General features: G+C 35.9%; 10 protein-coding genes and 1 pseudogene. 3 read left to right on the top strand and 8 right to left on the bottom strand.

Translation table 11 applies throughout. From position 1 onward, the window contains the following. Positions 1-199: 199 nt before the first annotated feature. From ACE198_RS10285 to ACE198_RS10275, 3 genes are all read right to left on the bottom strand, one after another. Positions 200-1,135 (bottom strand): NADP-dependent oxidoreductase, encoded by a 936-nt coding sequence (locus ACE198_RS10285; protein WP_375375477.1) that lies wholly within the window; start codon positions 1,133-1,135, stop codon positions 200-202. Between the two features lie 300 nt (positions 1,136-1,435). Next, positions 1,436-1,786 (bottom strand): beta/alpha barrel domain-containing protein, encoded by a 351-nt coding sequence (locus ACE198_RS10280; protein WP_375375476.1) that lies wholly within the window; start codon positions 1,784-1,786, stop codon positions 1,436-1,438. Between the two features lie 530 nt (positions 1,787-2,316). Then, complete coding sequence (locus ACE198_RS10275) at positions 2,317-2,793, bottom strand: AP2/ERF family transcription factor (RefSeq protein WP_375375475.1); 477 nt, start codon at positions 2,791-2,793, stop codon at positions 2,317-2,319. 94 nt (positions 2,794-2,887) lie between these two features. Between ACE198_RS10275 and ACE198_RS10270 the strand changes: the two genes are divergently transcribed. Together ACE198_RS10270 and ACE198_RS10265 are read left to right on the top strand one after the other, a co-directional pair. Further along, positions 2,888-3,940 (top strand): C45 family autoproteolytic acyltransferase/hydrolase, encoded by a 1,053-nt coding sequence (locus ACE198_RS10270; protein WP_375375474.1) that lies wholly within the window; start codon positions 2,888-2,890, stop codon positions 3,938-3,940. A gap of 138 nt (positions 3,941-4,078) precedes the next feature. Next, positions 4,079-4,840, top strand: coding sequence for a hypothetical protein (locus ACE198_RS10265; RefSeq protein WP_375375473.1), 762 nt, complete (start codon positions 4,079-4,081; stop codon positions 4,838-4,840). A gap of 111 nt (positions 4,841-4,951) precedes the next feature. Here ACE198_RS10265 and ACE198_RS10260 read toward each other — a convergent pair whose 3' ends face one another. The 3 genes and pseudogenes from ACE198_RS10260 to ACE198_RS10250 form a co-directional block, all read right to left on the bottom strand. Beyond that, complete coding sequence (locus ACE198_RS10260; protein WP_375375472.1) at positions 4,952-6,133, bottom strand: methyltransferase domain-containing protein; 1,182 nt, start codon at positions 6,131-6,133, stop codon at positions 4,952-4,954. Positions 6,134-6,314: 181 nt separating this feature from the next. Further along, a pseudogene (locus ACE198_RS10255) lies at positions 6,315-6,786 on the bottom strand (electron transfer flavoprotein subunit alpha/FixB family protein); the annotation flags it as partial. Positions 6,787-6,882: 96 nt separating this feature from the next. Beyond that, the gene (locus tag ACE198_RS10250) at positions 6,883-7,053 is read right to left on the bottom strand and encodes a hypothetical protein (protein WP_375375471.1); all 171 of its coding nucleotides are present in this window, start codon (positions 7,051-7,053) and stop codon (positions 6,883-6,885) included. Between the two features lie 263 nt (positions 7,054-7,316). On the opposite strand from ACE198_RS10250, the gene ACE198_RS10245 reads away from it, so the two are divergent. After that, complete coding sequence (locus tag ACE198_RS10245; protein ID WP_375375470.1) at positions 7,317-8,018, top strand: toxin regulator; 702 nt, start codon at positions 7,317-7,319, stop codon at positions 8,016-8,018. A 351-nt stretch (positions 8,019-8,369) separates the two neighbouring features. On the opposite strand, the gene ACE198_RS10240 is transcribed toward ACE198_RS10245, so the two are convergent. Further along, positions 8,370-10,304, bottom strand: coding sequence for a DNA/RNA helicase domain-containing protein (locus ACE198_RS10240; RefSeq protein WP_375375469.1), 1,935 nt, complete (start codon positions 10,302-10,304; stop codon positions 8,370-8,372). A gap of 394 nt (positions 10,305-10,698) precedes the next feature. Beyond that, positions 10,699-10,998, bottom strand: coding sequence for a nucleotide pyrophosphohydrolase (locus ACE198_RS10235; protein WP_375375468.1), 300 nt, complete (start codon positions 10,996-10,998; stop codon positions 10,699-10,701). Positions 10,999-11,867: the final 869 nt, after the last annotated feature.

Genomic DNA, 11,867 nt, shown 5'->3' with positions numbered 1-11,867 from the left:
TGCAAATAGTGACTAATTCTACCTTCACTCTTTTAGTTTAATTGTACTGTTGGACGACCCATTACTCATTTTAGGCATAAAAAAAGACCCCAGCCAAAATTACAGAGAGGCTAGTGGGTCAGGGACGAACTATAGTAGAAATGATAAGTTTTTTAAAATCTTGTCGTGGATATTATTTCTGTCCACGTGTTCCTATTAATTATTTCACTTTAATTACAATCTTCCCTTTGGCATGATGTGTTTCACTTAGTTCATGTGCTTTTTGTAACTCTTCTGCAGAAAAGCCAAATATACTACCCACTTGAGGCCTAAGAATCCCTTTTTCAAGTAATTCTCCTAATTCACCTAGCTGTTTACCATTTGGCGTTAACCAATAGGAGCTTGCCATTACTTGAAACTTTTCTGCTAATGCTGGATCGGGTTGTCCGGCTATCGTTACTAGTCTGCCTCCAGGCTTTAATACTTGGAAGCTTTTATTTAAGATGTCGCCGCCCATTGTATCAATGACCACATCATATTCACTTAATTCTTCTTCAAAGTGTTGCGTACGGTAGTTAATGAATTCCTCTGCTCCTAGCTCTTTTACATAGGCTTCATTCTGTTCACTTGCGGTTGTTGCGACATGGGCGCCTAAATGTTTAGCCATTTGAATGGCCAAACTTCCTACACCACCAGCTCCGGCGTGGATGAGTACTTTATCTCCTTGTTTAACTTTTGTATTGTCCACTAAACACTGCCAAGCGGTTAAACCTGCTAATGGAATGGAGGCTGCTTCTTCAAATGTCAGATTACTAGGCTTTTTCGCAAGCAATTCCTCATCTACAGCCGTAAATTCGGCATAAGTACCTTTAGCGGTAGTATCTGGACGCGCAAAAATTTCATCCCCGACCTGATAAGATTTCACGTCACTTCCCACTTCAACGATTTTACCAGCTACATCCCAGCCTAGGATAATTGGGAATGACCAATCAAGCATTTGCTTCAAGTAACCTGCACGAAGCTTCCAATCAATTGGATTAATGGAAGTTGCATACACCTCAACAAGTATTTGGTTAGCTTTAATTTCTGGTTTCGGCAGCTCCTGCTCGACCAACACATTTTTACTGCCATATTCATTGATGACAACAGCACGCATGACCAGCACTTCCTTTTTGAATTATATCTGCAGCACTAGTATTCGTTTTAACTTAAGAAGTCATTCCTTCTCGTTAGCGTTTACAGAATCATGGGTATATGCGAAACCAATCATATGTGTTAAGCTACCTTTTTTCCTCCAAGTACCCATCATCTAAATCATAGGAGAATCTTTCTGCAAGGTTATCTGATAAGTCTACCTGTACCCCTTATTGATATAGAAGAAATACTCAGAAAAAATACAATCCCTAAATAACGTAGGGATTGTATTTTTCATTTTTGGAGTCAAAGCTATATGTAATTAAATCAGATATTTCTCCGATTCCTTCGTATAATGAACGACTTGATTAAGTTGACCATTTTTGAGTTTTACTGCCCATTCTGGATCAGCTAGGATTGCTCGGCCCATGGCTACATAGTCAAATTCGCCTGCTTTGATTTTTTCATCGACAATTTTGAGATTGTCTTCTATTGTTACTTGATCATTATCTTGATTACTCAGATAGGCGCGGTTAATTCCAACCGAACCGACTGCAATTGTTGGTTTATTAGTAAAAAGTTTCGTCCAGCCGGCCAAGGTTAATGATGAATCTTCCTCTTTAAATTCAGGTTCCGAGATTCGTTCTATTATTCCGTTTAAGGTGCAGTTCAAGCTTCAACTGTCACTTTGATTAAAAGGTGTAATTTTCTAAGACAATTTTTTAATCAATAAAAATGGCATATACTCCGACCATTTCCGCACGACGAATGTCCTAAAAATATCACCCCCTCATCTACTACTATGACGGGTTTTACTAATTTCAAATACGAGTTATAATTCTACTATTCTTCTATTATACTTGGATATTTATTGCCCAAAGCTTCTAGATCTTTGAAAGAAATATGGTGCTTATAATTATAAATAGTAGGCTCTGCTTCTCTAGCATATTTTACGTGTCTACCTTTTAAAGGATTGTTTTTACTATAAGTAAAACTTAAAACACCGTTTTCAAGTTTTCCTCTTGTAATGTAAATTAGAGTGGTTACCTAACATTAAATGTCATCTAATGGCTTATCTAATTTATGTTTCAATACAAAATCATTATATGCTTTTGCTGCTTCATTTTCGGTAAAGTAATTCCCTATATGGACTCTTTTTCCATTCATTCTTACATATGCGTTCCACCTTTTATCTCGTTTACCTTAAGTAACTCCAGAAAACTTTGAGGAAGGTTTTTTTGTTTTTTGAACATACGTCTCCCTCTCTCTTTCATGTACCTCTGATAATTTATTTAGTTTCGAATTATCAATGAATAGTTCCATCGATCTTTTGTTAAATGCAAGTGCAGCCAACCATTCTGTATCGAAGGAACCAATTAATTCACGCCCATTTTTTGTATTAATTCTTGCAATCCATTTATTAGAATTACTTTGTTTAGAGACACCAAAATAAATAGACTTGTTCCCACTTTTGTGTTGGAAAAACTTTCTCTTAAAATCAAGGTTCTCAGGTCTGTCACCTTCGTCTAATAAGTTTAGAATACAGTTTTTCCCGCAGAATTCTAGTGCTGCTTTATTATGCGCCTCAGCAGCTTCATATTCAGAATCAAAAAGACCTATAGTCTTTCTTTTTCCTCTTCCTATAAAAATACTTGCCTGCCATTGTCCATTTGTTGACACAAAGGTTACATACTTATATTTGGAGGATGAATTTTGCTTTTCTTTCCTTCATCCAGTAGAATTTCCTTAATTGCATGATAAATGGGGAGTAGATTTGAAAAGCGTATTTAGTGAAATCATTCAGTTTCGCGGTAATCATTATGATTTTGGGTATAGGCAGGGCGAGCTATTAAAGGATTCTCTCATTTTGCAAAACCGTAAAAAACAATGGGGTTCCAAATCCAAATTGCGGAATTTTATAACAGATGCAATGGTAGTCAAAAGGATATTTCTACATTTCGCTCCCCGCATTTGGGATGAGCTAAATGGATTGGCAGATTCATTAGAAATGGAAATGGCAGATGCCGTTAGGGAATTTGGCGGCTATTATCTTGAATACGGAAAAAGTGGGTGCTCCATTTTCACAGACACTGATTACATGATTCGTAACTATGATAATGACCCGCTCTCCTATGAAGGGCGTTATGTTCTCTATCAACCTACTGATCAGGGCTATGCTGTAATTGGTCCCTCCATGCAAATCACCGGACGTACAGATGGGATCAATGAAAAAGGATTAGCGATGGGTTACAACTTAGTTAATCGTGTAAGGTCAGATGACGGATTTATTTGTAATATGATTGGTAGGATTATCTTAGAAAATTGTGCCAATGTAGATCAAGCTATTTCACTACTAAAAGAAATTCCACATCGCCGCTCGTTCAACTATGTCTTATTGGACCAACGTGGTGAGTCCATAGTCGTAGAGGCCTCTCCCAGAGAAATAGCAATCCATCAAGCTAATTTCTGTACCAATCATTTTAATGAGCTAAAACATGAAAATCGCTTCCGGCTGGATGACTCTCTGCAACGATCACAGGCTATGGAAAGACAGGAAAGCAGCACTACCGATCCATATAAGGCTTTTCGAATGATGAACGACACAGACAAGGGTGTTTTCTCTAAAAAATATGGAGCATGGGCAGGTACCATACATACTGCAGCCTACCTTCCAAAAGAATTGAAAGCATGGCTAGCCCTGGGCGGAGACAAGCTTCCACTGATTTTTGACTTTGACCATTGGCTTAAGGGAGAAAATATAAACATCACACGAATCAAAGGGGAACTAGACACACACCTGCCCTTTGTGAATATGGAAGAAATCTAACGGGGGCAGCCCCCCTCCTTTATCACTTCTTATTTTTTTAATCAACAAAAGCAATGGGAATATAAAAAGGAGTTTGTAATCATTACTTATATTAAAATAAGGTATAATATAAAAAAAATACTTGAGGTGAATATAAAATTGGATTTTAATTCTGATTCAGAACAACATATTGAAAAAGGCAATGACCAAGAATATAATACAAGCGATTACACTAGTAGATTTGAAGCTGATGAGGAACTAGTTGATAGCGGATTTCAAAAATGGTTTTTGGGTAGGAAAAAGAAAAACACAGTTACTGCAAGCACATCGGGAGGAAACTCACTATCTAGGTTCCGATTGTCAAAAAAGAAAAAGAAATTGGAGCTGTCTTGGGTAAAACTTCTCTTCAAAATCCTTGTAATAGGAGTAGTCTGTTATAACTTCAAATATATTATGGACTTTGCAAGAAATCCTATAAGTAATTTTACTCAGATATTATATGTAGCTGGCATTTGTGCAGGAATAAATTTTATTGCCGTCTGGATTCTCTTTTATAAGAATCCGATTATACGATTTTATCTTTCCTTAGTAGCTATTATAGGATCCTTTGGCTACTACTTCTATGTAAATTATATGAATCATTCCTTTTTGGGTAATCACCTCATCCCTTCGCTGCTGGTTGCTATTTCAGTATTGATGGCCGTAAACCCTAAAGTAAATTATTATTTAAAAAGTATCGTATTACTGTTAATCCCTGTAGTAGGAATCTATTTTAGCGGTAATACATTTGCACTTGTGTGGACTCTTATGCTTACAGCAGGATTGATTCTATTCTTCAGAGTTTCTAAATCAAAATCAAAAAAATCAAAATCAAATAAAAAGGTTGAACAAACTAGAAGAAATAAACAACAAACTGCTTAAGAACTAACCATTTTTAGATTATGAAACAGTACTTAAATGACCCAAAAAAAAGGGTCAGTCCCCCGGTGATGTAAAGCTTTACCGCAGTGGGGGACTGACCCACTACCTTTGCTATTCTGGTCGTTCATCTAGGTTGTGATACCGAACAAACGGACCAAGGTGACCGAACTCCCCAACCGCCTCCTCCATTAACCGGTGTGCCTCTTCATATGCGCCGGCAGGTAAAATATCCAATTCATGATACCCCATATTTCCATAGTTATAGACAAGCAAAAACCTATCTGTCTCCCAAAGCTCAAGTCGAAACACATGCCAATGGTTCCTCACTTTCAATTGAATCCCTGTGTAGAATGTTTTCTCCCCCAGCTGTTGATAAGCAAATTCCGCTGTCCCTCCTTTATAGGACCTACCCTCCTCCAATACAAGCGGGTAACCTTTCGTATATAGGTGTTCCATACCTTTCAAGGTTTCAAGACTGGTTTCCCTTTTTGTGGCCACAATCACAGGAGACAGCCTATCTACTCCTATTTCATGGTATTCGATGGTACCACTGTCATCCCACTGAATATGTAAATCCGCATCCTGAAGCACATTTGCCCACCTTCCGAGATCTGCGGAATTTTTCAATTGTTCGCAAGAGAGAAACAATCCATCCTCCGTTAACAAACGATGGACGATTTCTAAATAACGACTGTCACCATAAGTTGGATTCTCCTTCATGTACTCTTGAAGTGACCAATAGTTTGAAATCATGATAGGCCCCATAATCTCATGAAAGGTCCGTGATGAAATGATTAAATCAAAAGAATTCAGGGAAAAGTGCTCAGTTACCTCCATAAATTCCATTTGGTAAAAACTCACATTATTAAGCCCTTGCTTTATGGCCAACTGCTGTGCACATTGAATTCCATTTCGACACTGTTCAATGCCAACGATCTCCGCAGCTGGAAAAATCGAGGCGTACCAACAAGACAGCAACCCATTATCACACCCAATTTCCAAAATCCTCTTCGGCTTTAAATGAGTTTGCTGACTGATCCAGTTGAGCAAGGACTGATGGAAATTCATCGTCCATGATTCTACCGCCAAACTGAAGGCCGGTGTTCGGTTTTTCACTTCATAAAGATTTCCTTTTAGTTTGCGCTCCATAATGGGTTGGAGTTCCTTTGCCAAGAAGGAGTCAACCTCGGTTACATGCCTCCAAAAGTCTTCTTTGGTAAAGCAGTTTTTGATACCCAGTGACTTAAAATAGGCAGAAACACTTTGTGACTTTAATTTGTTATCTATAAACATAGTATTATCTCCAGTTTAGGCGTATTTAGTTTGTTTCAACAGGGTCAATACCTATTAGTTGATATTATTATCTGGTACTAATTATAGCATGAAAAAAAGCTTTACTCCTTAGTGAAGTAAAGAAAATGGAAGAATTCACTCACGATTGACAGAGGAATAATGGTAATTAATCAGCATTAACTTACTTCATCACCTTATTACTAGAAAGTGCATACTTAAACTGGTCGATTAGAATAGGAACGATCTCAAAGGCACCGCCTACAATTCCATAATGACAGTTCTGAAAGATTGGGACTTCTTTGTCATTATTAATGGTAATAATTAAACCAGAATTTTTCATTCCCACAATATGTTAAATCGCACCAGAAATCCCAATCGCAAAATAAATCTTTGGCGTTACCGTCACACCGGTTTGCCCTACTTGATGAGGATGAGCAATCCACCCCGCTTCCACCACATCCCTGCTCACACCAACGGCTCCTCCAAGGGTTTCCGCTAACCGGTGTATTAACTGAAATCCTTCGTATCTGCCTAAGCCTTTACCTCCAGCCACAACGATGTCCGCTTCGTCTATTCTTACCTTCCTAACCTTTTCTTTTACAATTTTCCAAGACCTTTGTCCGGATATCTTCTTCCTTTAGTAGAACGGTTTCCAATACTTTAACTACGATGAAAATTCTATCAATACAATTCCTTTTTTTATTTACAAAAAAATATAGACATTCACTTTTATGGGAGGGGCAACACATTTAAAAATCTTGCCACGACTCTAATTTTCCATTTTTGAAATATAAATAAATTGCACCACTTGCGCTAAGAATGTCATCATAAATCCATTGGTCAAATGAACCCCAACTATATGTGTAATTATTAATATCATTCGGATCATTCCATGAAAGTCTAACTTGTTTTTCAGTCATTCCTAATTTAATTTCTTCTTTTTGAATTGTGTCCCATGTTGATTTTGAATAATGATATTTTTTGAATAGATTATCCCTTAAGTAAAGATATGGTAGTTCGGAAGCCTCAACATTTTAAGACCTCCTTCTTTAGAATAGGGTCTTTTTACTTATTGATTTATGGATATTTTTAGAATAAATCCCAATTCACTAGTTCTTTTTTTCTATATTTTTGGTATTATTTAGTTGATTACTATATTATTATATTGAAAGGATGTTTTGACATGAAGGTATTAGGTTTCCTGAAAAAGAGATGGAAGTATGTATTAACTGCAATAATTGCTTTGGTTATTGGTGCATCTGGCGGCCCTTCTCAAGATGCACTTGATAAGGCCAATAGTAAAATCGACACTTTAAAAAAACAACTATCAGCTAAAACTAAAACAGTAGCAAATCTAAAAGCAGACAATAAAGATTTACAAGTAAAAGTGGAAGAAGCAGCTCCTTTTTTTAAATTGAAAGAAGAGGATCGTAAAAAGAAAGAAGCAGAAGCAAAGGCAGTTGAAGAAAAACGCTTAGCCGAAGAAAAGCGTAAGGAAGAAGTTGCACGTAAAGAAGCTAAAAAGAAAGCTGCTGAAGAAAAGAAAAAGCAAGAAGCTAAGGAAAAACAAGGTTACAATACTGGAATTACATATAATCAGTTAGCAAGAACCCCAGATAAATATGTCGATGAAAAAGTAAAATTCCGTGGGACAGTTATCCAAGTTATTGAAGGCGATGGTGAAACTCAAATAAGATTAGCTGTTAATGATAATTACGACAGAGTATTATTTGACGCATTTGATGATTCGGTTGTTTCATCTAGAGTCTTAGAAAATGACACTATTACAATCTATGGTAAATCTACCGGATTGATTTCTTATGATTCTACATTGGGTGGAAAAATATCCATTCCCGGTATCTCAATTGATAAAATTGATCAGTAATGCAGGTTTTAATAAACCTACTATCTTTAAATGCTCCTCATTTTGAGGGCTTTTTAATTTCACATAGACCTCACAAGGGTATTGCCCATTTTTGCCTAATACACCATCTATCAACAGTTTACGAGCAACTATTATGAACTATTCGGAATTATGGATTCAAATGAGCCGAGTCATCAAATAAAATAGGGTCAGTCCTTAGGTAAAGTAACGTATTAAAGCACCGAGGGACTTTCCCAATTTTACGGGAAATTTCCACCACTATATTATTTCAGTTAAGTATTTGGGTCGGTACAACCTACAAATTAGTGACTACTTAAAAAGGATAATTTTTTTCCAAATCCTTTAATGATTTTAATTATAACCTTCTTCATCTTCAGCCACTTTAGAATGACTTGTCGGAGATAAATCGTCATAGATTTGGGTCTTTTGAAGCCTCTTTTTGAAATATGAATTTAACTTCGGATCAGTACAGAAGATAAAACAACCTTTTTGACCGCGTGTCATAAGCGTTCGATAGGTATTTCGGATAATCTGGTCGGCAACTATTTGTGCTTTCTCCGGATTATCTTTAGCCATTGTTTTAATTCCTTTTAGTGATTGGTCTGTTTTTGCCCGTTTTGTATAGTCTGTAATTACCTCACCATTTTCGTAACGAAGATCTGGTCCAATTATTACTCCTACAAAATCAAACTCTAAACCCTGGGCAGTATGTATACACCCCGCTTCACTGACAGAGTTTTGGTCAATTGCCCATATACTATCTTTCAAATTCCAGCTAATTTCAAAATTATACTCAGGAATAACGATATCTTTATACATTGTGTTAGTCCGCTCACCCGTTGGCCACTCCCAACAGTACCCAGCCAACATCCTAGATTTATTATTCATCCTGTTTAATTTTTCAATTTCATGTAACATATCATGAGGGTCGTCCATTACACGAAAGTCATAATCTACCCCATAATAATGAGTATTTGCCGTTTCTCTAATTTGTAGTACATCGTCTAACCATGCAATATATGCATCAGAACCGTCGCATCTAAATTGTGACACTAATTTTCCGATTCTAACCTCTGAATTTAACTCATAAGCATATTTTTTAATCATATCGATACTTCCAATATCCTTTAATGTTACCCTTTGGTTTTCATCAATAAAAAAAAGAGTAAATTTTGAGGCCTTAATTAATTCTTTTACTTGATTTTCCCCTTGATTACCATAGAAGCCTGATTTTTCATTTAAACGATGGGCTTCATCCACAACAATTACATCAAACTCATTTAATTTTGACTCAGTAAAACTACCCGACCCCTTAAATAAATTATCAATTTCTGTTTTTCTCACAGTACCCTTTAACTTAGAGGCATACACTTCTCTGGGTGCTGAATTTTTTGAAACATATAGTGCCATTAAGCCCTTATTAATCAAATTCACCAATAAATTAATAGCCATTACAGATTTACCAGTCCCAGGTCCACCCTCAATGATCATTACATGTTTCTTGTTATATTTTAAACATTTAAGGGCTGAATGAAATGCCTCCTCATAAAACACTTTTTGTTCATCAATCATAACAAATTCTTCATTACCCTTTAACATATTTGTAAGAGAGTCCTGCAATGATTTTGAAGGGCGAATTCTACCATGCTCTATTTGATATATTAATTTATTATGATCACCTTTACGGACGTATTTTTTTATAAAATCTCTTAATTTTAGAATTTCACCCTTTGCGAAAATCGGTGCTTTATTCATATGCTCTTGATAATGTTCATCAGTTAGTGGATCATTAACAACTTTTCTATAATTATGTAAATATGCGCACGGCTTAAGATCTATCTTTTGCTCCTGAACATTTTCATTAAAATCTTTAATTAATGCAGCATACGACCAAGCTTGATATGAAGGATGTGCAACCGCTCTCTTAGCACCTCCGAGATATGTATTTACAAGCGCATCCTTTGTTGTTATTTTCTCTACCTCAGTCCATTGTTTTAATTCCACAATAACAACATGATCTTGCCTTCCATCGTTGCCTGCTACTATAAAATCTACCCGTTTGGATGTATTTGGGATTTTAAATTCAATCGCAACAGATGCATCATTTGGTATATCTTTGTCTTGCATAACATTCGACATCCGTTGAAGGGAATTTTCCCATGATACAATTTCCTGTTTGGACGTTCTGCCAATCTTTTCTTGATAAGAATTATATAAGCGTTCAACTAATAATTCGTTTGTAACATCAGATATAAATTCGGTTTTTGTAGCTTCATATATTATCATTTCCCCTCAACTCCTAGTTACATTTTTGTATCCGCTTGACTAATCCTCTAATGATTCAAGAAAACGTGATTGTCAATTGGCTACAGGGAATATAAAAATAAATAAATTTTTCAAAATATAGATTTAATTTTCTTTATTTTTTGTCTAGACATATAAATACAATAATACAATTTTGCAATGGCTCAGTATAGATGACTATTTTACAGGTAATAATAACCGTTACTTCATTTCAATATTTTCAACGTTTAATTCATACTTAGCCTTACCAATACTGCAAAAATTCTTATCCCACATTTAAAGAGTATCGCTTTTTATGTTTAACATAGGTCCAAGCTCATCATTCATCAAATCTCTCGTGTTAGAAGTCGTCTCATTGTAGATAATCAACTCTTTCCTAGCTTTTATTCACTGGATATTTTATAGCGTTTTTAACAAGTTTGTTTGAGACCTCTTCCTCTAGATTAATATCCATCTTATCGGCTAGCTGAACAAGGTAAATTAGAATATCAGCCATTTCCTCTTTAATATTTTGTTTAGATTCTGCAATTGCTTCTTCACTAGTTCGCCATTGAAAGTTTTCAAGCAATTCATTTGCTTCAAGTGAAATTGAAATGGCCAAATCTTTTTCATTATGATACTTTTTCCAGTCTCTTTCATCACGGAAGTCTATAACTTTCTGTATTATTTCTTTCATTAGTTTCTCTCCTATGAACCACTCTGAAGGTAGTACTATTTTCTTAATTACCTTATTTTAACACTTGATGTTTTATAAATGCACAAAAATGTTACACATATACGATTAATGACGATAGCTAATTTCGCCAGATGCTTCTCTATTTTTAATGTAAGTGATAATTAAAGCTTAACTTTTTTATCCCTAAATAAAAAAAACACTCACAAAAGGTTGATTTACCTTATCTGTGAGTGACTGAATAGAATAGATAAGCCTTCATAATAGCGAGGAAAAAAGGGTCAGTCCGCCGATGAAGTAAAGTTCTTAAACACCCGGGGACTAGCCTAGAAGTTTTATTAGGTTTTGCAATAGAAAAAAATAGATGTTAATCGAATAAAGCAAGGAAATGCAAGGTAGATTCCCAGAGCTAGTCCCATAGATAAAATATCGGGTGTTGGAGTTTATTGGGAGTAAGCGGATTGGTTCGGTACAAACAGCGCACAGATGAAGATGATCGAAAGCAACGTAATGATGTATGCAGGGTGTTTTCCTAAAAAGGGTTTTGATAATTCTATTTAAGAGATGTACAAGATAACCTGACATTGGGTTAAGTACGGATGATCATCAAGAAATACTTGACTAGATAGCAGTTTTGCCTCAAGCCACGATATTTCTTCAGATGCCCCGTCTTCAAATTCTAGAACCGCTACAGTTTGCTGGTTGGAATTCCGGTTCCGAATGCGGATACGATTTGCAGTGTGTCAGAACAACCTTCCCCGTTCTGACCAAGCAAACTATTAATAACCGTGGACTTCCCAGAATTGATTATGCAAACAAAAGCTATAGTATATTTCTCCTTAGAAGTATCAAGATGTCTTTCAATATCTCAT

Source organism: Neobacillus sp. KR4-4 (assembly GCF_042136325.1).
GTDB lineage: Bacteria > Bacillota > Bacilli > Bacillales > Cytobacillaceae > Neobacillus.
The sequence above is the reverse complement of the archived record's forward strand: the minus strand, read 5'-3'. Positions and strand labels throughout refer to the sequence as shown.

Coding starts and splice junctions, on each gene's coding strand:
- ACE198_RS10285 (WP_375375477.1), bottom strand. CDS start 1,135: ATGCGTGCTGTTGTCATCAATGAATATGGCAGTAAAAATGTGTTGGTC.
- ACE198_RS10260 (WP_375375472.1), bottom strand. CDS start 6,133: ATGTTTATAGATAACAAATTAAAGTCACAAAGTGTTTCTGCCTATTTT.
- ACE198_RS10250 (WP_375375471.1), bottom strand. CDS start 7,053: ATGACTGAAAAACAAGTTAGACTTTCATGGAATGATCCGAATGATATT.
- ACE198_RS10245 (WP_375375470.1), top strand. CDS start 7,317: ATGAAGGTATTAGGTTTCCTGAAAAAGAGATGGAAGTATGTATTAACT.
- ACE198_RS10240 (WP_375375469.1), bottom strand. CDS start 10,304: ATGATAATATATGAAGCTACAAAAACCGAATTTATATCTGATGTTACA.
- ACE198_RS10235 (WP_375375468.1), bottom strand. CDS start 10,998: ATGAAAGAAATAATACAGAAAGTTATAGACTTCCGTGATGAAAGAGAC.